This is a genomic window from Serratia sp. JKS000199 (genome assembly GCF_900215455.1).
Lineage (GTDB): Bacteria > Pseudomonadota > Gammaproteobacteria > Enterobacterales > Enterobacteriaceae > Serratia > Serratia ureilytica.
The window spans coordinates 2,743,584-2,766,031 of the sequence record NZ_LT907843.1; the positions used below are offsets into that span (position 1 = coordinate 2,743,584).

Annotated in this window: 22 protein-coding genes, 3 tRNA genes, 1 other RNA gene and 1 pseudogene; 12 read left to right on the forward strand and 15 right to left on the reverse strand. The window is 57.1% G+C overall.

From position 1 onward, the window contains the following. The 3 genes from CPH57_RS13070 to rsuA all read right to left on the reverse strand — a co-directional run bounded on the left by CPH57_RS13070 (position 1) and on the right by rsuA (position 2,892). The gene (locus CPH57_RS13070; RefSeq protein WP_004935763.1) at positions 1-345 is read right to left on the reverse strand and encodes a YejG family protein; all 345 of its coding nucleotides are present in this window, start codon (positions 343-345) and stop codon (positions 1-3) included. A gap of 595 nt (positions 346-940) precedes the next feature. Beyond that, positions 941-2,137 (reverse strand): Bcr/CflA family multidrug efflux MFS transporter, encoded by a 1,197-nt coding sequence (locus CPH57_RS13075; RefSeq protein WP_033652528.1) that lies wholly within the window; start codon positions 2,135-2,137, stop codon positions 941-943. A 41-nt stretch (positions 2,138-2,178) separates the two neighbouring features. After that, on the reverse strand, positions 2,179-2,892 hold the full coding sequence (rsuA, locus tag CPH57_RS13080; protein WP_033652527.1) for a 16S rRNA pseudouridine(516) synthase RsuA: 714 nt from the start codon (positions 2,890-2,892) through the stop codon (positions 2,179-2,181). Positions 2,893-3,208: 316 nt separating this feature from the next. On the opposite strand from rsuA, the gene CPH57_RS13085 reads away from it, so the two are divergent. Together CPH57_RS13085 and rplY are read left to right on the forward strand one after the other, a co-directional pair. After that, complete coding sequence (locus CPH57_RS13085; RefSeq protein ID WP_047574306.1) at positions 3,209-4,966, forward strand: DEAD/DEAH box helicase; 1,758 nt, start codon at positions 3,209-3,211, stop codon at positions 4,964-4,966. 162 nt (positions 4,967-5,128) lie between these two features. Next, positions 5,129-5,413 carry a 50S ribosomal protein L25 gene (gene rplY, locus CPH57_RS13090; protein WP_004935776.1) on the forward strand — a complete coding sequence of 95 codons (285 nt, stop codon included), beginning with the start codon at positions 5,129-5,131 and terminating at the stop codon, positions 5,411-5,413. Between the two features lie 84 nt (positions 5,414-5,497). Here rplY and yejK read toward each other — a convergent pair whose 3' ends face one another. Then, the gene (yejK, locus tag CPH57_RS13095) at positions 5,498-6,505 is read right to left on the reverse strand and encodes a nucleoid-associated protein YejK (RefSeq protein WP_033643824.1); all 1,008 of its coding nucleotides are present in this window, start codon (positions 6,503-6,505) and stop codon (positions 5,498-5,500) included. Positions 6,506-6,716: 211 nt separating this feature from the next. Here yejK and CPH57_RS13100 point away from each other — a divergent pair, with 211 nt between their 5' ends. From CPH57_RS13100 to CPH57_RS13115, 4 genes are all read left to right on the forward strand, one after another. Next, on the forward strand, positions 6,717-6,944 hold the full coding sequence (locus CPH57_RS13100; protein ID WP_004935782.1) for a YejL family protein: 228 nt from the start codon (positions 6,717-6,719) through the stop codon (positions 6,942-6,944). Positions 6,945-6,953: 9 nt separating this feature from the next. Further along, on the forward strand, positions 6,954-8,735 hold the full coding sequence (gene yejM, locus CPH57_RS13105; protein ID WP_033643825.1) for an LPS biosynthesis-modulating metalloenzyme YejM: 1,782 nt from the start codon (positions 6,954-6,956) through the stop codon (positions 8,733-8,735). Positions 8,736-8,813: 78 nt separating this feature from the next. Beyond that, positions 8,814-8,890, forward strand: a tRNA-Pro gene (locus CPH57_RS13110). 33 nt (positions 8,891-8,923) lie between these two features. Further along, positions 8,924-9,053, forward strand: a non-coding RNA gene (locus CPH57_RS13115) — RtT sRNA. Positions 9,054-9,191: 138 nt separating this feature from the next. Here the strand turns inward: CPH57_RS13115 and maiA are convergent. The 4 genes from maiA to CPH57_RS13135 are packed head-to-tail and all read right to left on the reverse strand — an operon-like array spanning position 9,192 to position 12,980. Next, entirely contained in the window at positions 9,192-9,836 is a 645-nt protein-coding gene (gene maiA, locus CPH57_RS13120; RefSeq protein ID WP_096242441.1) for a maleylacetoacetate isomerase, read from the reverse strand. Positions 9,837-9,856: 20 nt separating this feature from the next. Continuing rightward, positions 9,857-10,558 (reverse strand): fumarylacetoacetate hydrolase family protein, encoded by a 702-nt coding sequence (locus tag CPH57_RS13125; RefSeq protein WP_096242442.1) that lies wholly within the window; start codon positions 10,556-10,558, stop codon positions 9,857-9,859. Positions 10,559-10,573: 15 nt separating this feature from the next. After that, positions 10,574-11,611, reverse strand: a complete 1,038-nt coding sequence (gtdA, locus tag CPH57_RS13130; RefSeq protein ID WP_060660446.1) for a gentisate 1,2-dioxygenase — start codon at positions 11,609-11,611, stop codon at positions 10,574-10,576. Between the two features lie 19 nt (positions 11,612-11,630). After that, entirely contained in the window at positions 11,631-12,980 is a 1,350-nt protein-coding gene (locus tag CPH57_RS13135) for an aromatic acid/H+ symport family MFS transporter (RefSeq protein ID WP_042785071.1), read from the reverse strand. Between the two features lie 125 nt (positions 12,981-13,105). Here CPH57_RS13135 and CPH57_RS13140 point away from each other — a divergent pair, with 125 nt between their 5' ends. The 3 genes from CPH57_RS13140 to CPH57_RS13150 all read left to right on the forward strand — a co-directional run bounded on the left by CPH57_RS13140 (position 13,106) and on the right by CPH57_RS13150 (position 15,964). After that, positions 13,106-14,017: a LysR family transcriptional regulator gene (locus tag CPH57_RS13140; RefSeq protein WP_033643831.1), complete on the forward strand. Its 912-nt coding sequence runs from the start codon at positions 13,106-13,108 to the stop codon at positions 14,015-14,017. Between the two features lie 173 nt (positions 14,018-14,190). After that, entirely contained in the window at positions 14,191-14,433 is a 243-nt protein-coding gene (locus CPH57_RS13145) for a DinI family protein (RefSeq protein ID WP_046687534.1), read from the forward strand. Between the two features lie 382 nt (positions 14,434-14,815). After that, complete coding sequence (locus CPH57_RS13150; RefSeq protein ID WP_046687535.1) at positions 14,816-15,964, forward strand: acyltransferase; 1,149 nt, start codon at positions 14,816-14,818, stop codon at positions 15,962-15,964. A gap of 190 nt (positions 15,965-16,154) precedes the next feature. Here the strand turns inward: CPH57_RS13150 and CPH57_RS24375 are convergent. From CPH57_RS24375 to CPH57_RS13170, 5 genes and pseudogenes are all read right to left on the reverse strand, one after another. After that, positions 16,155-16,349: pseudogene (locus CPH57_RS24375) on the reverse strand (hypothetical protein); the annotation flags it as partial. A 141-nt stretch (positions 16,350-16,490) separates the two neighbouring features. After that, positions 16,491-16,566 (reverse strand) — tRNA-Thr (locus CPH57_RS13155). Between the two features lie 6 nt (positions 16,567-16,572). Next, positions 16,573-16,660 (reverse strand) — tRNA-Ser (locus CPH57_RS13160). A gap of 157 nt (positions 16,661-16,817) precedes the next feature. Then, the gene (gene osmE, locus CPH57_RS13165; protein ID WP_004935874.1) at positions 16,818-17,147 is read right to left on the reverse strand and encodes an osmotically-inducible lipoprotein OsmE; all 330 of its coding nucleotides are present in this window, start codon (positions 17,145-17,147) and stop codon (positions 16,818-16,820) included. 127 nt (positions 17,148-17,274) lie between these two features. After that, positions 17,275-17,742 (reverse strand): nuclear transport factor 2 family protein, encoded by a 468-nt coding sequence (locus CPH57_RS13170; protein WP_033643833.1) that lies wholly within the window; start codon positions 17,740-17,742, stop codon positions 17,275-17,277. A 108-nt stretch (positions 17,743-17,850) separates the two neighbouring features. Between CPH57_RS13170 and CPH57_RS13175 the strand changes: the two genes are divergently transcribed. Next, positions 17,851-18,429: a TetR/AcrR family transcriptional regulator gene (locus CPH57_RS13175; RefSeq protein WP_096242443.1), complete on the forward strand. Its 579-nt coding sequence runs from the start codon at positions 17,851-17,853 to the stop codon at positions 18,427-18,429. Here the strand turns inward: CPH57_RS13175 and CPH57_RS13180 are convergent. Together CPH57_RS13180 and ompC are read right to left on the reverse strand one after the other, a co-directional pair. Then, on the reverse strand, positions 18,423-18,839 hold the full coding sequence (locus CPH57_RS13180; protein ID WP_096242444.1) for a VOC family protein: 417 nt from the start codon (positions 18,837-18,839) through the stop codon (positions 18,423-18,425). The genes CPH57_RS13175 and CPH57_RS13180 overlap by 7 nt on opposite strands. A gap of 156 nt (positions 18,840-18,995) precedes the next feature. Next, the gene (ompC, locus tag CPH57_RS13185; RefSeq protein WP_033643836.1) at positions 18,996-20,126 is read right to left on the reverse strand and encodes a porin OmpC; all 1,131 of its coding nucleotides are present in this window, start codon (positions 20,124-20,126) and stop codon (positions 18,996-18,998) included. Positions 20,127-20,821: 695 nt separating this feature from the next. Between ompC and CPH57_RS13190 the strand changes: the two genes are divergently transcribed. Continuing rightward, positions 20,822-21,229 (forward strand): DUF4186 domain-containing protein, encoded by a 408-nt coding sequence (locus tag CPH57_RS13190; RefSeq protein ID WP_071991658.1) that lies wholly within the window; start codon positions 20,822-20,824, stop codon positions 21,227-21,229. A gap of 54 nt (positions 21,230-21,283) precedes the next feature. After that, on the forward strand, positions 21,284-22,441 hold the full coding sequence (locus CPH57_RS13195) for an MFS transporter (RefSeq protein ID WP_096242445.1): 1,158 nt from the start codon (positions 21,284-21,286) through the stop codon (positions 22,439-22,441). The last annotated feature ends 7 nt before the right edge of the window (positions 22,442-22,448 follow it).

A 22,448-nucleotide genomic window follows, 5' to 3' on the forward strand; every position in this document is an offset into this window, starting at 1 on the left:
TCAGAAGGGGTATTGCGCGCTGAGCGGTTCGGCGATCGCGGCGCCGACGTTTTTCAGGCGGCACATCGTCGCGCTCTCATCGCTGCGCTGCACGAACAGGCAAGGTTCCCCTTCCCATTCGACGATCGCGCAGTCGACCTGAATCTCCTGCAACGACAGATTAAGCTGTTGCATCACCTGCCAGGCCTCGGCCCCTTCATGGCTGAGCAGCTTCAGTCCAATCAGGTTGTTATCCTCGTCTATTCCGTTAAACGGAATCGGTTCGACCTTTACGCCGGTGAAACCGGATAGCCAACGATAACTTTGCGGCAAGCGATGCACTACCGAAAGTTGGATACTCTCCACATGAAATCCCTAGTTTGAAAAGGTGAAACACTTTTACCTGACAGGGTTACTAAGTTATAGCCGTTGACTCCCGACTCTGCCGCGCACAAATGTTATTTAAATGTAAATTTTGCCGCAAGCCATTAACCTGACCCCGTGCTTGCCGATGCCGTGCCATTTTTTGGCGCGCCGTGCGGTGTTATTTCACGGCATTTTGCGACTCAGCTCGCATTTTTGCGTTATATGTAACCCTTTCCCGCAGCGATCTCAACTCTTTTTTCTTGCAATGCGACTACTTTTTCGTCGCCATATTTTTACATTGAAGAAACATTTCACCCGTCGCGTTAGCGCACCGTCCTCCGCTAATACCTTGATTTACATCACCCCTAATGCAAACCGCCCGCACCGACCCGCCGGCAAAACGCCGCGCATACCGGAGGATATCGGGCAGCTCAGCGACGGTATTTTTTAACAAAAAGCACACAGAAGGGTAAATGCCCCATTAATTAGCAGGCATATGTTTGGCAACAAAATTTTCATTGCCGGTTGCACCGCAAACTGGCAAGGCGCAACCCTGTGACGGCTCGGGGCAACTTCGCCCCGAACCAGGAGAACGTCAGGCTGCGCGATCGCGCGGCCGGCTGGCGTACAGATAGAACAACACCGCCACAATGCTGCACAGCGCCATCGAAGTGACCATCGGCCAGGCGCTCTTGCCCGGCGCCATCGACAGAACCGCGCCCACCAGCGCGCCGATGCTGAACCGCAACGTGCCGGCCAGGGAAGACGCGGTGCCCGCCATATGCGGAAAATCATCCAGGATCACCGCCATGGCGTTGGAGGAGATCATCGCGATGCACCCCAGATAGACCGCTACGCCGATCACCAGCGCCCAGAAGCCCAGCCCGACGGCGCTCACCGCCAGCAGCCACAGCCCCATCGCCAGCTGCACCAGCAGCCCCAGTTTGAACATCTTGACCGCGCCGAACCGCCGCACGTTGCGGCTGTTGATCAGCGTCGTCAGGAACAGGAAGACGATATTCAGCGCAAAGTAGTAACCGAAGTGCTGCGGCGAAACCTGGTTCAGTTCGATGTAGACGAACGGCCCGGCGCTGAGGAACGAGAACATGCCGGCGAACGAGAAGGCGCTGGCCAGCATGTAGCTCAGCACCCGCTTGTGGCGGAACAGCGAACCGAAGTTGCCCAGCGTAGTGCGCAGGTGGAACCGCTGTCGACGCTCTTTCGGCAACGTCTCCTTGATGAACAAGGCCACCAGCAGTGAACCGATCAGCGCCGCGGCGCCCATGGTCCAGAAGATGGCATGCCAGTTGAACCACAGCAGCAGCGCCCCGCCGATCATCGGCGCCAGCAGCGGCGCGATGGTCATCACCAGAATGACGAACGACATCATGCGCGAGAACTCGTCCTTGGTGAACATGTCGCGCATCAAGGCGTTGATCACCACGCTGGCGGCGGCGGCGGCCAGTCCGTGCAAGAAACGCAGTCCGATCAGCTGATCGATCGACTGCGCCATGGCGCAGGCGCAACCGGCGATGGCGAAGATCAGCGTTCCCCACAGGATCACCGGTTTGCGGCCGATGCTGTCCGACATCGGCCCATAGAACAGCTGCCCGAAGGCGAAGCCGAGCATATAGGCGCTGAGCGTCATCTGCACGCTGCCGGACTCGACGCCAAACTGGGCGGCGATCACCGGCATGCTGGGCAGGTACATGTCGATGGCCAGCGGCATCAGCATGGACAGCAGGCCCAGAATGAAAATCAAACCGAGATGAGAGGTTCGGTTCTGTTGCACGTTCCACGACTCCTTAATCGGCCGCAATCAATGATCGGTTATCAGTCCTGCAGGTGCGGCGCGCCCACGCTGGCGATCTCTTCTTCGGTCAGTGGGCGGTATTCGCCCGGCGCAAGATCGTCATCCAGCACGATGGCGCCGATGCGCTCACGGTGCAATTCGATCACCCGATTGCCGACCGCAGCGAACATCCGCTTCACCTGGTGGTAGCGCCCTTCGCTGATGGTCAGGCGCACCACATGCTCGTCAACCTGCTCCAGCGTCGCCGGCCGCGTCAGATCTTTCTCGTTGTGCAGTTGCACCCCTGCGGCGAAACGCTGCGCGGTGTCTTCCGCCAGCGGGTGCTCCAGCGTCACCAGATAGGTTTTCTCGCAGTGGTGGCGCGGCGAGGTAACGCGGTGCGACCACTGGCCGTCGTCAGTCATCAGCACCAGCCCGGTGGTGTCGATATCCAGCCGCCCGGCGGCGTGCAGTTTGTACGCGACCGGCTCATCGAGGAAGTACAGCACCGTCGGATGATCGGGATCGTCGGTGGAGCAGACGTAACCCTGCGGTTTGTTAAGCATGAAATAGCGCGGGCCGTTCTGCTGCTGCAGCGGATTGCCGTCGAACGCCACCTCTTGTTCCGGGGTCAGTTTGACAGCCCCGCTCTTCACCACCTCACCGTCTACGGTGACGCGTTTAGCCCGAAGTTCGCGCGCGACCAGCGCACGGCTGATGCCTAACTGCTGAGATAAAAACTTGTCCAATCGCATGGGATCTGCTTTGCCTGTCGTTGTTATGATCGCATTGATCGTATTGCCAAAATATGACGCCCGCCGTTGCACCGGGTGCAAATGGCAGGCTCAGGGGGGAAATCGCGTGGGGGCACAGCGATTGCTGTCACACGAGTATAGCGGCACAACGCGCTGCCCGACAGGGGTAATTTTCACGCTTCTCGCACCGCGCGCGCTCAGAAGGCATAATATAGACATTTCTCGGTCGCCCGGGGCGTAAAATGTCAGCGTTTCTGTGGCAACAGCGCTGACAAACCTAACCCCCGCGGCCCATTCCAACCTACGGCGTTCATTTATGGCCTTTACCCTACGCCCCTACCAACTGGAAGCGGTCGAAGCCACCATCAACCATTTCCGGCGGCATCCCGAGCCGGCGCTGATCGTGCTGCCGACCGGCGCCGGCAAAAGCCTGGTGATCGCCGAGCTGGCGAAACGCGCCCGTGGGCGAGTGCTGGTGTTGGCGCACGTCAAGGAACTGGTGGCGCAAAACCACGCCAAATACTGCGCCTACGGCCTGGAGGCGGACATCTTCGCCGCCGGGCTGCAACAAAAAGAGAGCGCCGGCAAGGTGGTGTTCGGCAGCGTGCAGTCGGTGGCGCGCAACCTGCCGCTGTTCGACGGCGCCTTTTCGCTGCTGATCGTCGATGAATGCCATCGCATCAGCGACGACGACGACAGCCAGTACCAGCAAATCATCCAGCACCTGCAGAAAACCAACCCGCAATTGCGGCTGCTGGGGCTGACCGCCACGCCGTACCGGCTGGGCAAAGGCTGGATTTATCAGTACCACTACCACGGTTTCACCCGCGGCGACGGCGCCAGTCTGTTTCGCGACTGCATCTACGAGCTGCCGCTGCGCTACATGATCAAGAATGGCTTCCTGGTGCCGCCGGAGCGGCTGGATATGCCGATCGTGCAATATGACTTCAGCAGGCTGGAAGCCAGAAGCAACGGCCTGTTCAGCGAAGCGGATCTGAACCGTGAGCTGAAGCGGCAAAACCGCGTCACGCCGCACATCATCAGCCAGATTGTGGAGTACGCCGACGATCGCAAAGGCGTGATGATCTTCGCCGCCACCGTCGAGCACGCCCGTGAGATCCACGGCCTGCTGCCGAACGGCGAAGCCGCGCTGGTCAGCGCCGAAACGCCGCCCGCCGAGCGCGATGCGCTCATCGAGGCGTTCAAACAGCAGCGGCTGCGCTATCTGGTCAACGTAGCGGTATTGACCACCGGTTTCGACGCGCCGCACGTCGATCTGATCGCTATCCTGCGCCCCACCGAGTCCGTCAGCCTGTATCAGCAGATCGTCGGGCGCGGGCTGCGTTTGGCGCCCGACAAAAAGGATTGCCTGATCCTCGACTACGCCGGCAACCCGCACGATCTGTTTACGCCGGAGGTCGGCGTCAGCAAGCCGCACGGCGACAGCCAGCCGGTGCAGGTGTTCTGCCCGGCCTGCGGTTTCGCCAACCTGTTCTGGGGCAAGTGCACCGAAAACGGCGACATCATCGAACACTACGGCCGCCGCTGCCAGGGCTGGCTGGAGGACGACGACGGCCACCGCGAACAGTGCGATTACCGCTTCCGGTTCAAGAGCTGCCCGCACTGCGGCGCGGAGAACGACATCGCCGCACGCCGCTGCCATCAGTGTCAGGAGGTGTTGGTCGATCCCGACGACATGCTGAAGGCGGCGCTGAAGCTGAAAGACGCGCTGGTGCTGCGCTGCGGCGGCATGGAGTTGCAAAGCGGCCGCGACGATAAGGGCGAATGGCTGAAGGCCATCTATTACGACGAGGACGGCACCAGCACCAGCGAGCGCTTCCGCCTGCAGACGCCGGCGCAGCGCAAAGCGTTCGAGATGCTGTTCCTGCGCCCGCACCAGCGCGCGCCGGGCGTGCCGTTCGCCTGGCACACCGCCGCCGACGTGCTGGCGCAACAGCAATCGCTGCGCCATCCGGATTTCGTGGTGGCACGCAAGCGCGGGCAGTTTTGGCAGGTGCGTGAGAAAGTGTTCGATTATCAAGGCCGTTTCCGCCGTGCCAATCAGTTGGCCTGAGCGAACGGCCCTCAATCTGGGCAGGTTTTCGTTGCCCTGCGGGCGGCTTTCCGTTAAAATGCCGCGCGCTTTACCTGGGCCTGCCCAGCGTTAAAGCGGAATTCCGAACTTGCTACTTGGGTCGCCTGTAGCAGGGTAAATTTTCTTTTAAGAGAAAAAACAATGTTCACTATCAATGCAGAAGTACGTAAAGACCAGGGTAAAGGTGCGAGCCGCCGCCTGCGTGCAGCAAACAAATTCCCAGCTATCGTTTACGGTGGCAAAGAAGCTGCAGTTTCCATCGAATTGGATCATGATTCTGTCAAGAACATGGAAGCTAAACCAGAATTCTACAGCGAAGCAGTAACTCTGGTTATCGACGGTAAAGAAACCAAAGTTAAGGTTCAGGCTGTACAGCGTCACCCGTTCAAGCCAAAACTGGCTCACATCGACTTCGTTCGCGTTTAATCGCTACGTTTTCGAACCTTTCGGGACGCCGAAGTAAAGAACGCCGCAATTGCGGCGTTTTTTATTGTCTGCGATTCGGCAAGCTTACTTGCCGCTGCCGGTCCGGCGCTGCAGCTGATCGCGCAGGTTCGGCGGCGTGCCCCTGATGGTCAGCGTGTCGGTGGCCGCATCCCAGAAAATGCGCTCGCCCAGCAGCATGGCGTCGAAGTTCAGACTGATACCGCCGCCGCTGCCGGCGAATTTGGTCAGCTGGCGCAGCGTGCCGCGATCCGCCGGGAAGCTGTCTTCCAGCTCATACCCTTGCTCGCTGGAGAACTGCATGAAGTCTTTCTCACCGACCGGCGACAGTTCCTGCGACAGCGCCTGCAGTTCGATCTCTTCGCCCGCCTGCAGCTGTTCGTTGCAATAGCTGTACACCTGCTGGCGCACCGACTGGCGTTCATTCTTGTCCAGCTGCGCGTCGGCGCAGTAGTCGTCCACCGCCTGCAGCAGCCCGCGGTTTTGCGCCTTGGTGTCCAACCCTTCGGACGCCGCCAGGAAATCCATGAAGAAGTCGGCGACCTTACGGCCCACGCGCCCGCGCAGGAAGGTCAGATAGCGGGTCGATTCCGGGTTGGTTTCCCACTCGGTCAGATCGATGCGCGCAACGATATCGGCGTTGTTGATGTCCAGATAGTGCGTAGTGTTGATATCCAGCTCTTCGTTGACGCGCATGCTGTTACGACTGTTCAGCACCGCGATCAGCAGGTACTCGACCGCCAGATAACGGTATTGGCCGAACAGCACCACGCCGCCTTCGGCGAATGGATACTTCGCCAGTTCGTCGCGCAGACGGCCGGTCGCCGCGCGGCTGAAGGCCAGAAAGTCCTTATCGTCCTTGCGGCAGGTGCGCAGCGCTTCCGCCAGCTCGCTGCCCTCGTTGAACAAGCCCAGGGCCTTGCTCTTGGCGCTGTAGACGCGATGCAGTTCCGCCATCATTTCTTCCACCGCCGCGTTGGTGGGAAGCAAGGAATCGCGCAGCACCACGTCCAGCGTTTGCTCGTCGCGTTTCACCAACTGGTGCAGAGCGATCTGGTCGATATCCAGACTCATGGTAAATCCTCCTGTTCTTTAGGCGCGTATTCAAACACTGAAGGCCCCGCCCTGCAATACTAAAAAACCGCGGCAAACCGGAAAGGCGCAGCGGTGAGCCGCCCCGTCGCGGGCGAACCCTTTCCCGAATGACAGGAAGTGATAAAAGAGCGGAAAATCACTGTCCTATACGGTAAGATAGGGCACTTTGCAGATTACTAAGCGCAATTTTATGCCACAATCATCCCGTTACAGTGACGAACACGTTGAACAACTGCTCTCAGAGCTGGTCAATGTTCTGGAAAAACACCATACCCCCACCGATCTTTCCCTGATGGTGCTGGGCAATATGGTCACTAATTTGATCAACACCAGCGTTGCCCCCGCGCAGCGGAAAACCCTGGCGAGATCGTTCGCGGAAGCCCTGCAGGCTTCTGTCCGTGAAGATAAAGCGCATTAATATTTATTTATGGTGACAAACCGTCAGCGTTATCGTGAAAAAGTCTCCCAGATGATCAGCTGGGGGCACTGGTTCGCCTTATTCAACATCCTGCTCGCCCTTGGGCTGGGTAGCCGCTACCTGTTTGTCACCGACTGGCCCGCTTCCCTGCTGGGCCGGGTCTATGCCCTGGTCAGCCTGCTGGGGCATTTCAGCTTTATCGTGTTCGCCGGCTACTTGCTGGTGATCTTCCCGCTCACCTTCGTGGTGATGTCGCAGCGGCTGCTGCGATTTATTTCCGCCGCGCTGGCCACCGCCGGGCTCACGCTGTTGCTGGTCGACAGCGAGGTGTTCTCCCATTTCCACCTGCACCTCAATCCGGTGGTGTGGGATCTGGTGGTCAACCCGGATCAAAGCGAGCTGTCGCGCGACTGGCAGCTGATGTTTATCTGCGTGCCGGTGATCTTCCTGGTGGAGATGCTGTTCGGCACCTGGAGCTGGCAGAAGCTGCGCAGCCTGAACCGCCGCCGTTTCGGCAAGCCGCTGGCGGCGCTGTTCATCAGCGCCTTTTTCGCCTCGCACCTGATTTACATCTGGGCCGACGCCAACTTCTATCGCCCGATCACCATGCAGCGGGCCAACCTGCCGCTCTCGTACCCGATGACCGCGCGCAAGTTCCTCGAAAAACACGGCCTGCTCGATCAGCAAGAATATGAACGCCGCCTGGTGCAACAGGGCAATCCGGAAGCGGTGGCGGTGGAGTACCCGCTCAGCGATCTCAGCTACGGCGATAAGGGCAGCGGCTATAACCTGCTGATGATCGTGGTGGACGGCATTCGCGCCAAAGACGTGGCGCAGGATATGCCGACGCTGACGCGTTTCGCCCAGGAAAACGTGCGCTTCAGCGATCACTACAGCTCGGGCAACCACGCCGACACCGGGCTGTTCGGCCTGTTCTACGGCATTTCCCCGACCTATCTGGACAGCGTGCTCGCCGGCCGCAAGCCGTCGGCGCTGATCAACGCGCTCGGCGAGCAGGGTTACCAACTGGGGCTGTTCTCGTCCGACGGCTTCAACGCCAGCCTGTACCGTCAGGCCCTGTTGACCGACTTCTCGCTGCCGACGCCGGCGCCGCAAAGCGACGCGCAAACCACGCAGCAATGGCAACGCTGGCTGACGGATCAGGGCGACAAAGAGCCGTGGTTCTCCTATATCAACTTCAGCGGCGCCGAGCCGGCCGAAGGCGCTAAAACTCCGGCGCCGGCCGATTTTATCCAACGCTATCGCACCGGCGCTCAGGACGTGGACAGCCAGATAGCCCAGGTGCTGGACACCCTGAAACAGCGCGGCCTGCTGGATAAAACCGTGGTGGTGATCACCGCCGAGCACGGCGTCGAGTTCAACGACAGCGGCAAAGGCCAATGGGGCGCCGGCACCGCCTTCAACCAGGCGCAGCTGCAGGTGCCGCTGGTGATCCACTGGCCGGGCACGCCGGCGCAGACCATCAACAAGCTGACCGGCCATAACGACGTGATGCGTACCTTGATGCAACGGCTGCTGCACGTGAAAACCGCGCCGAAAGACTATTCGCAGGGCGAAGATCTGTTTACCGCCCAGCGCCGCAACAACTGGATCGCCACCGGCGATGGCAACCAGCTGGTGATCACCACGCCGACGCAGACGCTGATGCTGGACAACAGCGGCAACTATCGCGTCTACGATCAGAACGGCGATGAAATAAAAGACGAGAAACCGCAGCTTGCTCTGCTGTTGCAGGTGCTGACCGATGTAAAACGCTTTATCGCCAACTAACTGCTTAAAACTAAAGCAATCAAGTGGTAAGGCGCTTGCATAAACATCGAGAATCGGTAGTATGATTTTTCATAGCGTCGGCATGTAGCGCAGCCTGGTAGCGCACCGTCATGGGGTGTCGGGGGTCGGAGGTTCGAATCCTCTCATGCCGACCAAATTCAAGAAAACCTGCTGTAACAGCAGGTTTTTTTTCGTCTGTACGTGAGAGGATGAGAATCTCCGAAGGAGGTTTGAGCCGAACGTAGTGAGACCACGTTGCTTTAGCAACGGCCCACAGGGCAAGCATCGAAGATGCGCATAATCCTCTCATGCCGACCAAATTCAAAAAACCTGCTGTAACAGCAGGTTTTTTTTCGTCTGCACGTCGAGAGGATGAAAGCGCAGCCGCTGCGCCACTGTCTCCCCCAACGATCATTGCGCGCCTCGCTTTCGCGACGGCCTTTCTCTTTACCAGGCTCAGGCTGAGATTTTGTCTTGTTGGTTTTCGGGCGCTGCGGCGATGAACGCCGGGAGCTGAGTACAGGCGTCGTAAATCGCTTTACAGCGCGGGTACCCGCTCAGATCGCACCCCATCCGCAGGGCATTCGCCCACTGAGGGATCAGGCAGCAATCCGCCAACGTCGGGCTGTCGCCAACGCAGAAGGGCCCTGGCGGCCTCTGGAGCAACATCTGTTCCACGGCGCTCAGCCCTTGCCGGATCCAGTGCGCATACCAGCGTTTTTTCTCTTCCTCACTCACCTTCAGCTCTTCACTCAGGTAGCGTAACACCCGTAGATTATTGACCGGATGAATATCGCAAGCGATGACATAAACGATTTCCAGTACCCGGCTGCGCGCCGGATCGGCCGTCGGCAACAGCGGCGACTGGGGGAAATGGCGATCCAGCCAGTCGGTAATCGCCAGCGACTGGCTGAGAGACTCGCCGTCGTCCGTGAGCAGCGTCGGCACCAGCCCGACCGGGTTCATACGCCGATAAGCCAGCTCATTCTGCTGCCCGATGCGAATATTGACGCCCACCGTCTGGTAATGGATACCTTTCAGCGCCAGCGCAATGCGCACGCGGTAGGACGCAGAGCTATTAAAAAAACTGTACAGCTTCATCATTCACCTCAGAATCAGCCTCAGACAATCTTCACGGCGATAGGGGTAAGCCCCTCTACATTCCCGGTAATCACATCGCCTTTCACCACCGCCCCCACCCCTTCCGGCGTGCCGGTAAAAATCAGATCGCCGGGCTGCAGCTCAAAAAAGCCGGACAGATAGCTGATGGTTTCATTCACCGACCAGATCAGATGACGGATGTCGCTGCGCTGACGATCGCTGCCATTGACCTGCAGCCAGATAGGCGCATGGTTGACGTCTGCGCTGTCGCCGGCTTTATGCAGTGGCGCGATGGGCGCAGAGAGATCGAACGACTTGCCGATTTCCCATGGGCGCCCCATTTGACGCATGTCCATCTGCCGATCGCGGCGGGTCATGTCCAGGCCCGTGGCATATCCCCAGATATATTCATGCGCCTTTTCCAACGGAATATCGTTCCCCCGTTTGCCAATCGCCACCACCAGTTCGATTTCGTAGTGATAGTTGTCCGTTTGCGCCGGATACGGCAGCGTCAGCGTTTCGCCGGCCGCCACCGGCACCACCGCATCGGCAGGCTTGCAGAAGAAGAACGGCGGCTCACGATCCGGATCAAAGCCCATTTCGCGAGCATGGGCGGCATAGTTGCGCCCGACGCAGTAGACACGGCGCACGGGGAACTGTTTATCACTCCCCACGACAGGAACAGTCACGGGGGCTGGCGGTGCAAATACGTATTGCGTCATTTTGTCTCTCCCAAATTAATAACGTGCTTCACGGAACAGCCCCAGGGCTTCCTGAACCGGCCGGTCCGAAAAACTGAATAACACGGTGTCTTCATCCGCCTGAAACGACACGTCGAACCAGGTCGGTGCCACAAAGATATCTTTTGCCGAAAAGTGAAGGGTTTCGTTGCCGATGCTGACCTGGCCGCGCCCTTCCACTACGTGGTAGAGGGTGCTGTCCGTGGCGCGCGCCTTTCGTGAGGAAAAGCCTTTCGGTAACAGTTGCAGAAAAGCGCCCATCGAGGGCATGGGATAGCCGCCGGTCACCGGATTGACGTAGCGCATCTTGTAGCCGTCCCACTCGTCGGCGTCCCCCATGCGGGTGAGGTCGTACAGCGTTTCGCGGCTGCGATCGTAGCGGTAGTTGAAAATGGGCGATGAGTTGCCTTTCTGATGGCGCAGCGGCAACATATTGGCCGCATAACGCGGTAAATAGTCCCCCTCCCGGCGCGTCACGGGCTGCTGTTCTTGCGGATAGTCTTCCGCGAAACCGCAGCCCAGCAGATTCACCAGCGGCAAATCCAGCCCGTCCAGCCATACCACCGGCTCAGCGCCGGGATTGCCGTGATCGTGCCAGCGCCACTGCGGCGTCAAAATGAAGTCGCCTTCATGCATTTGCGTTCGTTCGCCGTCAACGGCGGTAAACGCCCCTTTCCCTTCGACGATAAAACGCAACGCGGACTGATTATGGCGATGGCTCGGCGCAATTTCGCCCGGCATGATCAACTGCAAGCCGGCGTACAGCGTCGGGGTGATGGCGGCTTGTCCGCGCAACATCGGGTTTTCCAGCACCAGCACGCGGCGCACTGCTTCTTTGGCGCCAATCAACTCGCCGCTGGCCAGCAGGTGCGGGCGAATCTCCTGATAGTTCCAGTAAGCCGGGGCGCAGTTTGCATTCGGCGTTGACGGTACCAGATGGTGCAGCGACTCCCACAACGGGGTCAGGTTCTGCCCGGAAATCTGCCGGTAAAACTGCTGGCGGCTGGGGTTAACATCCTGATGGCGTTCAGGCATAGGGATTCTCCTTTTTCATTCACGACGCTGCGCGAGGCAACGTGTCAGGGGCTGGGGCAGACAGACGAACGACAGCCGTCAGCAGCATTAACATCACCGTACTGAGCGCCGCCGGAAGGGCAATAATGAAAAATAGCGTATCGAATGAGAAATTCATCGCCATCATCACGCCGCCGGAAAGCGAGCCGACAATCGCGCCGCAGCGGCCAATGGCATTGGACCAGCTGACGCCCGTCGCCCGGCTTTGCGTCGGATAGAGCGTGGCGGTCAAAGCATTCAGCCCGACCTGCGACCCGCTGATGCCGATGCCGGTGCCGAAGATGGCCAGCGCCATTTGCCACAGGCCGTTCTCGCTCAGGCCAATCATGACGATACACACGGCGCCCAAGGCGTAGCTCACCGCCAGCACCCGGAAGGGATTGCATTTGTCCATCAACACGCCCAGCCCCAGCGCGCCCACCGTGCCGCCTATCTGGAAAGCAGCGGTCACCCAGGAGGCATGCCGCAGATCAATACCGCGGTGGTTAAGCAGCGTCGGCATCCAGCTGGAGAGCAGGTAGATGATCAGCATGCTCATGAAAAAAACCGCCCAGAGCATGAGGGTGATGCGCAACTGGCGGCCGGCGAACAGCGGGCTGATGCTGCCTTTGGCCGCCGTGGCGGCTTCGTTCAGATAAAAATGGGTCTCTTCATCGCACTCGCCAGTCATGGCGCTGACCGTTTTGGCAATCACCTTTTGCGGCAGTTGGCGGCGAACCTGCCAGCGCGGGGATTCCGGCAGGGCAAACAGCAGCGCCGCAAAGAGCATCAACGGCAAGACGCCGCCGAGCACCAAAATGCCGGACCACCCCACCCTCGGCACCAGTTGGGCGCTGACGATCCCGCCCAGGGCCGAACCGAGCGTGAAACCGCAGAACATCAGCGTGACCAGCGCGCCACGGCGGCGAGCGGGCAGATATTCAGAGGTCATCGTGATGGTGTTCGGCATCGCGCCCCCCAGGCCCAGGCCGGTGAGAAAACGCAAAACGACCAGCGTTTGCAGATCGGGGGAGAAGGCCGAAATCAGGCTCAGCGCGCCAAACAGCGCCACGCAAAGTTCGATAACGCGCTTGCGGCCAAAGCGGTCAGAAAGCGGGCCGCAAAGCAGCGCGCCCGCCGTCAATCCCAGCAACCCCGCGCCAAACAGCGGCGCCAGCTCACCGGCGGACAGTTGCCATTGGGCGCGGATGTCGGGCGCGATGAAACCAATGGCGGCGGTGTCAAAACCATCGAGCATCACCACCAAAAAGCAGCAGAGAATGACGCGCCACTGCGTCTTGCCGATAGGGGCTGCGTCGATCAGTGCTTGTAAATCACGCCGTTGAGTCATAGTGAGCGCCTCGGAGCAGGTAGGGAGATGTCTGTGTTGTTTTAGGTATGTTACGAATTTGTATCTTTAGCGATAAAATGTACAATGGCTTTTCGGGCGGAGACATAACCGGAGGGTTATAGCAAATGGCGAACTGGGCGCAGAAATTGAAGCTGCACCATCTACAAATGTTGGTGGCATTGGGTGAACAGGGAAATCTGACCCACGTTGCGCGGATGATGAACATCTCCCAACCCGCTCTGTCAAAATGGTTGTCGCAGCTCGAAGATGAGATTGGGCTCACGCTCTTTGAGCGGCATAGCAAAGGGCTACGCCCCTCCGAGGGGGGGAAATTGCTGCTTCAGCATGCGCAGCGTTTGATCAATGATCTGGAGCGTTCGCAGTCTGAAATCGCCCGCTTTAAGCAAGGCGGGCTGGTGGGAAGCCTGAAAATCGGCTGCTCGCCGGTGGCGACCGACTGCGTTTCGCAGGCCATATTGAGCCTGCTGCAGGAAATGCCGACGCTGCATCTCAATATTGAGGAAAAGGTGATGACCCCCCTGCTGCACGATCTGCTCGCGGGCGCGGTGGATGTCGTCGTGGGCCGCGTCGGGGGGCGGGCGCTGCAACTGCCGCTCAACTATCAAGTGCTCTACACCGAACCGGTATGCTTCGTTGCCCGCCCTCACCATCCGCTGGCAAAATCCGCCTCCCTCACCTGGCACGATCTCACCCACTGGCGCTGGATAGTCTGGCCGACCGGCACGCCAATCCGCCTCAGCATCGATAATGCGTTGGCAGATAACGGCGTGATGCTGCCTGAAAACACGGTTGAATCGGCATCGATGAACGTCAGCACCAACCTGCTGCAAAGCAGCGACATGATCTCCATTCTTTCACTACGGCTGGCGCAGCGTTATGCCAGCCAGGGGCAACTGGCGATCCTGAACCTGCCGAAGATTGAGCAGAAAGGCAGCGTGGGCGTCTTCTGGCGCAACAGCGAGCCGCCTTTTGCCGCACTGAGCCGCTTTTTGCAGCTGCTGACGCAGGCCAGATAAAAATCGCCTTAACGCGACGGCTCCCTTTTCTGGCAGAACGGGGATTCAGCAGCGGGCTTTACCGCACGCCGCGCAAGAATAAACGCCCCTTGTAAAATTCTGCGCCGCCTCTTGCCAACCCGAGCGCCTCAGGCCAGAATACTGTACATTAAATCAGTGTTTACAGGTGAGTCATGTTTGTAGAATTGGTGTACGACAAACGCAACGTCGCTGGGCTGCCCAACGCCGCCGAGATTATTCGCAGCGAGCTGGAAAAACGCGTGCACGTGTTGTTCCCGGAGGCGGAAGTGCGCGTGAAACCGATGCAGGCCAACGGCCTGAACTCCGACGCCAGCAAAAGCGATCGCGAAAAGCTGAACCGGATGTTGGAAGAGATGTTCGAAGAAGCGGATCAGTGGCTGGTTCTTGATAGTTGATGAATAGTAGCCTGCGTAGAACACCCTACTGGTAGCCAAACCTGAATCTAGTACTATCACGCTTTTTTATAGGAGCAAGGCAGCGTGGCAACATCGTGTCTGCCATCTACTATACTACCCAAGCCTACATCTGAGAAAATAGTGGCTCTCAAAAGTCACGGCTTGCACTACGATGCAATTCTCATAATGCCGCCCACCGACTTTCACTCACATAGTTTGATAATTTCAAGGCCCACGATAAAGCCAAGTAAAACCACAAATTCTAAATGGGTTACATTCGGAATTTGTCAGCTAACCTCCCAACATATCTCATGCTATAATATCAATAATCTAATCAACCCATTGGAATTGTTAATGAAAATTTATTTAGGGGCTTCTCTTTATGCAACCTACTAAAAAGTGGTCACAGGAACTCGAAGGGTTACGCGGCCTGGCATCGCTTTGGGTTGTTTTAGGCCATATCTGCATTTTAACTCGCTTCCGTCCCCCCATTCTTTCTGATCCCGCAGTGGGTGTAGATCTTTTCATCCTGCTTTCTGGCTACCTGATGGCCAAAAATTATGTTGAACGCAAGGAACAAGAACCTTGGACCGATTCGTCGACTTTTAAAAAATTTTGGACTCGGCGATTCTTTCGCATCGCGCCGCTCTACTATGTCTTATTGGTTTTAGCTATCGTATTCGGTAACTACTTTGGTGAGGCCAGGGACATCATCGGCCACTTCTACAGCGAAACGCAAACCAACAGCTCACGTTATAGCGACCATTCATTTTTAAACGTGTTCACACATGTCAGCTTTATGTTTGGCTTCCTACCTGATTTTTCATTCAATACAGTTCTACCCGACTGGAGTATTGGGTTAGAAATGCAGTTCTATTTTCTTTTCCCATTCATCATGTTAACCGTCTTGAGGCTGGGTTTTGCGCGAACATGTCTCACCGCTGTTTTGTTATGTGGACTCGCCAAGTTTCTGGTACCGGACTACTTTGCGGCGTTCCCAATGCCTTCCATGATCCTCATAAAGCTAAACTTATTTATCGCAGGTATGCTGATAGCTGAGTCAATCCGTAGGAAGAGCATTCAATATGCAGGTTTTGCTCTGCTGACTGTATTGGGCAGCGTGTATTTACCAAATGAATTTAATAAATACCATCTGCTTGCTCAGGTAGGTCTGATCTTAATGCTGGTCACGATACTTTGGACTCGGAGTGAAGATAGCAAATGGGCACGCGCGTTGCGCTTGCCACGTTGGTTCCTGACAAACCGCCTCAGCGTATTTATGGGCGATGTCTCATACTCAGTCTATCTACTCCACCTATTGATAGTTCTACCAGTCGTCGCTTATTTGCTCTCAAACACATCGTTTGCAGAGCTTTCTTCAGTAATGCGGTTCATTGTTGCATCAGGGATCATTATCCCGCTCACTTATGGTATCGCAACATTGCTGTATCGCTTTATTGAGAAACCGGGTATCAAGTACGGAAAAATGCTTATCAGTCGCAACAGAGCAAAAGCCGCCGTGCTACCGTAATTGCTATCGATACTCTATAGGCATGCTTAGCTGTTGACCCAGCGCCACCAGGAGAATTCATTCCCGTGGCGCCTTTTCAACAACAGTCATAGTAAAAAAGCCATCTGCTAAGCAGGTGGCTTAAACACTACCTTTCTAGTCCTAGATGCATTCGCTTTACTCTTCCTTGACCTGGTACCGACCATACCCATCGAGTTATCTCTTCGTTTGCTCCAACTATGTCCAGAAAGCCTCCCTTTGCCAACAGTGATAACCTCAACAAGTGTGCTTTCTGAGATAAGGATACTTAGCGAACGGCCTGATGGCTGCATCTGTACTTCGGTGTCCATACGAAACGATACTGACAGCGATAAAACACTCGAGGAGTGGGTTCATATCTGCCGATGCTGCTCAATCCTTGATTTGCTGGTAACAAACCGAGGCAGTAATCAGCATGGGTATTCCACAGGAACGATCATCACCGCCACAGGAGGTGATGTAGCATTGATAACAAAAAGCCCCAGCATCGCTGCTGGGGCCTCTGTCATGGTGCCGGCTACCGGAATCGAACTGGTGACCTACTGATTACAAGTCAGTTGCTCTACCTACTGAGCTAAGCCGGCTGAATTTGGCGGAAGGACAGAGATTCGAACTCTGGGAGCTGTTACACTCGACGGTTTTCAAGACCGTTGCCTTAAACCACTCGGCCATCCTTCCAATGGGCGCTGATATTAGCGATACCGTTATGAAATGTCTATCGTTTTGATGCAAAAAAATCGCATCGGCGGCGCAGTTGCCTAAACTTCAGGCCTTAAACGCTTAAAAAATGAAAAGCCCCGCAAAAGCGAGGCTTTTATGTTCGGCTGAAACGCGATTACTTCGGCTGCGAATCGTAGTCTGAACAGGTTTGATAGCCCTTGTTCATGACATGGCCCGTGTCGTTGTAGCTGACAAAATACGTTTGCACTTTGCCATCGCGCGGCGCGACCGCATAGGTGTCGCAAGTGCCCTGCGCATGGATCAGCGTGGCGGACGTCGACGGCGGACCGGCAATCGCCCGCACCTGCTGCTTGGTCATCCCTACTTTGACATCGCTGACCACCGGCTCATTGACATAACTGGTTGCACGGTCATAGGCGGTGCAGCCGGCAAGAATGGAAAATACCGCCGCAGTGCCGACGGCCAAAACCAACTTCTTCGTCATAGCTTGTCCTCTTGGAGTACGTTTGTTGTCCCCTAAGTCTAGAAGTGGAAAGGCTTTTCTACAAACTCCCCTTTGTCGATCGGTGCGCTTTTTCTCGCGTTCGGCCGGCACGGGCGCGACATCGGATTCAAAAGCCGAAATCGCTCAGCGCCGGGACATCGTCCGGGCGCCGACCGAGCGGCCAATGAAAACGCCGATCCTGTTCGCGAATCGGCATGTCGTTGATGCAGGCATGGCGGTTGATCATCAACCCTTCCTGATTGAACTCCCAGTTTTCGTTGCCGAAGCTGCGATACCAGTTGCCGGAATCGTCGCGCCACTCATAGGCGAAACGCACCGCGATGCGCGCGCCGTCAAACGCCCACAGTTCCTTAATCAGCCGATACTCCAGCTCTTTCGCCCACTTGCGTTGCAAAAATGCGACCACCGCCGCGCGGCCGTCGACAAACTCCGCGCGATTACGCCAATGGGTATCGAGGGAATAGACCTGCGAAACCCGCTCAGGATCGCGGCTGTTCCAGGCATCTTCCGCCAACCGTACTTTTTCGATGGCGGATTCACGGGTAAAAGGCGGCAATGGGGGTTTAATGCTCATGATCATCTCCTGCGTATAGGCAAATAGACAACTCTGTCTACATCATTACGCTAGCGCATGTAGACAGAGTTGTCTACAATCACTCGAGAATAGCTTGGGAGAAAAATGATGACCGTTGATCGCAACACCTTACCCGCCCGTCAGCGCATCCTGCTGACGGCCCACGATCTGTTCTATCAGGAAGGGATCCGCGCCACCGGCATCGATCGCATCATCAAGGAATCAGGCGTCACTAAGGTGACGTTTTATCGCCACTTTCCCAGCAAGAACGATTTGATTACGGCGTTTTTGGCCTATCGCCACCAGCAGTGGCTAACCTGGTTCAGTACAGCGTTGGATCGACATGTGGCGCAGAGCAGCGGGTTACTGCCGGCGCTGGCGCCCTGCCTGGCGGAATGGTTCGACGATCCGCGTTTTCGCGGCTGCGCGTTTATCAATACGGCCGTGGAGATCGCCGATCTGCTGCCGGAAAGCCTGCACCTCGCCGGCCGGCATAAGCAACAGATGACGGATGAACTGGCGCGCCACCTGCCCGCAGGCCCGCAGCGGGAACAGCACGCCGCGATATTGGCGATGCTGATCGACGGCGCCATCGTCAGGGTGCAGATTGAGCGCCAGCCGCAGCCGGCGTTGCAGGTGCTGAATGCCGCGCTGGCGTTGTTGGCACAAGGCGGGTTCGATCAGTAATTGGCCCAGATGCCCGGCGTCACCAGTTCCAACAGGTGGGAGTCTGGATCGCGAAAGTAGATGCTCTCGCCACCGTGATCCCAACGCATGCGCCCCTCAATCTCCACGCCGTTGGCCGTCAGATGCCGTTCCCAGTGCGGCAGTTGGTCTTTTGCCACCGCCAGCCCGATATGCGCCGGCCCCACGCCATCGTGCGCGGGAATAAAGCCGGTCGGATAATGCGCCCCACGCAGTGAATCGCCCTCGACAAACAGCAACAATACGCTCCGATCGCCAACGTTATAGGCGCGGAACCGCTCGTTGGCGACCATCGCCGGCAGCTTCAGCACTTCTCGGTAGAAGGCGTCCGCTCGCTCAATATCGCTGACGTACAGCACCGTTTCGATCACCTTATCGATCTTGAGTTCCATATCATCCCCCTCTTTTTTGTACTGACAGCGTAGGCTTAGAGGAGGAAAACCACGGTGCTTCCCGTGCCGATAGCGGATCAATCCGTGCTTTTTACCGGTTTACAGGCAAAAAAAACGCGGCCCGAAGGCCGCGCGATGACGTTCACACTGAGGTGCTTAGAACTGGTAAACCAGGCCCACGGCAACCACGTTGTCGGTGTTGATCCCGGCAGCGTCGGTGAAGTCGTTGTTGTCCACCAGGTTGATTTTGTAATCAACATAGGTAGACATGTTTTTGTTGAAGAAGTAGGTCGCACCCAGGTCGACGAATTTGACCAGGTCTTGATCGCCGTAGTCCTTGCCGTTACCGGCGCGGCCCAGGTCTTTACCTTTGGTCTGGTTATAGCCGACGAACGGACGCAGACCGAAATCGAACTGGTAGTGCGCGTAGGCTTCGAAGCTCTGCGCCTTGTTGGCGTAGCCGTAAACGCTGCTGTCGGAGCTGCCGAAACGCGCCGCGTTGTAGGACTGGGTGAACATCACCGCCAGGTAGACGTCGTTGGCGTCATATTTCAGACCGCCGGAGTAACCTTCGGCCTTGTCGCCGCGGCCCATGATGTTCTGGTGACCGTTAGCGCCGTTCTGCTCGCTGGTGCGGCGAGAGTTGAAGAAGGCGCCCGCCGCGCTGATGCCGTAGCCCATATCATAGCTCATGGACATACCGTAGCCTTCGCCGTTCTGGCCAAGGACGTCGCGACCGTTGTTGGTCTCTTCGCCATTACCGTTTTTACCCTGGTACTGCAGGGCGAAGTTCAGGCCGTCAACCAGACCGAAGAAGTCGTTGTTACGGTAGGTCGCCAGGCCGCTGGAACGCTGGAACATGAACTGGTCGGCGCCGTAGGTCATACCGTCGAACTCAGGCTGCAAGTCGGTATACGCCGCGACGTCGTACAGCACACCGGTATTACGGCCGTAGTCGAAGGAACCGTAGTCGCCGAATTTCAGACCGGCGAAGCCGTAACGGGTGAAGTTCTTGTTGTCCTGGTTTTCAGCGTGGTTCAGGTTAGCCTGATATTCCCACTGGCCGTAGCCGGTCAGCTGATCGCTGATTTGCGTTTCGCCGCGCAGGCCAAAACGCATATAAGACTGGTCACCGTCCACGCCGTTGTTGCTGGAGAAATAGTGAAGACCGTCGACTTTACCGTACAAATCCAGTTTATTACCGTCTTTGTTGTAGATTTCCGCCGCGCCTGCTGTGCCTGCAACCAGCAGTGCGGGTACCATCAGAGAGAGTACTCGAAGTTTCATCGTTATTATCCTCGTTAATTATGTCGAGCTACGGCCACTGCCCTTTTCGAGCATTATTAGCACGACTGTGCATTACCATTCTGGTAACAAGGGTTATATTAATCCAGAAAGAAAATGATACCAAGTATCCGATAGTGTTTCAGCGTGATTAATAAAGGTTTCAAAATGTAAATGTGCGCGAACTTTCACAAAACATTACCGACAAACAAAATAAAGCACTTAAAGACAAAGAATAGATTAATTGATAAAAAATCATGTAGTTATACAAATCTTTAAGAAAAAAAAGCCAACCATACAATTGTGCTGGACAATAAGCACATTGTGCCAAAACGCCGCCTGCACGCAGCCGCTATAATCACCTCGCTATCATCATTATTTTCATTATTACCTTCATTATCCGAAGATAATTTCTGCATACCTTTAACCGGCTTCTGGCCGGTTTTTTATTTTCCTCCACACTGTCCTCACAATTTCAATCCGCACAAATAGCACGCAAATAAATAACCTCGCGATATAGTTTCGCCAATTTACATCCGCACTAATTGCTAATCTTTTCTCTTATTTTGGTCTACAAATTGAATTTGTTTTTCATTTCGTGCTTTATCTCGCCGAATATTGTGTGTCACAGGCAAAATTGGCCGCAGAGTTTCACTTCTGGTAGCCTGAAAAAAAGCTCACCCTCAGCGAGTAAAGTCATGATGCCATTTCACCCAGAGGCGCTATGGCGGCGGCTGCAAGGCTCCCCCTTCCGCGCCCGTTTCCGTTTGAATCCCAAAGACCAGAGCTATCTTGACGACAAAGGCTTGCCGCTGATCCTCAGCCATGCCCGCGACTTTATCGATCGCCGTCTGGCCGCCGCCCACCCCAAAAACGATGGCAAGCAGACGCCGATGCGCGGCCACCCGGTGTTCGTCGCCCAACACGCCACCGCCACCTGCTGCCGAAGCTGCCTGGAAAAATGGCACGGCATACCGCAGGGCGTCGCGCTGGACGAACAGCAAAAAGACTATATTGTCCAGGCGATCGCCCTGTGGCTGGTGCGCCGAGGCGGCGCCAGAGAGGAATCAGGCGCGAATCTTTTCGACCCGGATCGCGGATTGTGATAAAAACTGTCAGTAACTTTCGCCACTCTTTTGACCCAAGATCCTGACGCTTACATGACAGCCACCTTGTGCAATGAACAGCAAACGCCCGGCGTTCCTCAACAGATCGCCACCCGCCTGGCCTTTTTCGTCGCCGGCCTCGGTATGGCCGCCTGGGCGCCGCTGGTGCCCTTCGCCAAAACGCGCATCGGCCTCGATGACGGCTCGCTCGGCCTGCTGTTGTTATGTATCGGCGCCGGCTCCATGTTGGCGATGCCGCTGACCGGCTTCCTGACCGGCAAACTGGGCTGCCGCGCGGTGATCCTGATGGCGGGGCTGGGGCTGTGCATCGATTTGCCGTTGCTGGCGCTGATGGACTCCCTCGGCGGCATGGCCGTGGCGCTGCTGTTGTTCGGCGCGGCGATCGGCATGATAGACGTGGCGATGAACGTGCAGGCGGTGATCGTCGAGCGCAACAGCGGCAAGGCGATGATGTCCGGCTTTCACGGCTTCTTCAGTATCGGCGGCATCGCCGGCGCAGGCGGCGTCAGCGCGCTGCTGTGGCTGGGGCTGACGCCGCTGCAATCCACCCTGATCACCGTGCTGGCGGTGATCGTGCTGCTGGCGTTCGCCAGCCGCCATCTGCTGCGTGACAGCGGCGCCGACGACGACGGCGGACCGATGTTCGTCTTGCCGCGCGGTTGGGTGATGTTTATCGGCATTCTGTGCTTTATCATGTTCCTGGCGGAAGGCTCGATGCTCGACTGGAGCGCGCTGTTCCTCACCACGCTGCGCGGCGTCGAACACAGCCAGGCCGGGCTGGGCTATGCGCTGTTTTCCATCACCATGACGCTCGGCCGCCTCAATGGCGATCGGGTGGTGAACTCGCTGGGCCGCTACCGGGTGCTGCTGCTGGGCAGCCTGTGCGCCGCTGTCGGTCTCAGCCTGGCTATCGCCTTCAATCACGCCACCGTTTCGCTGGTCGGCTTTATGCTGGTTGGCCTAGGCGCTTCCAACGTCGTGCCGATTCTGTTCAGCGCCGCGGGCAACCAACGCGATATGCCGGCCAATTTGGCGATCGCATCCGTTACCACCGTCGGCTATGCCGGTATTCTGGCCGGCCCGGCGCTGATCGGCTTTGTCGCTCAGTTTTCCAGCCTGACGGTGGCCTTCGCCTGCGTAGCCGCTCTGCTGTTGGCGGTGACCGCCAGCGCCAGGGCCGTCACTCGCTGATTCAGGA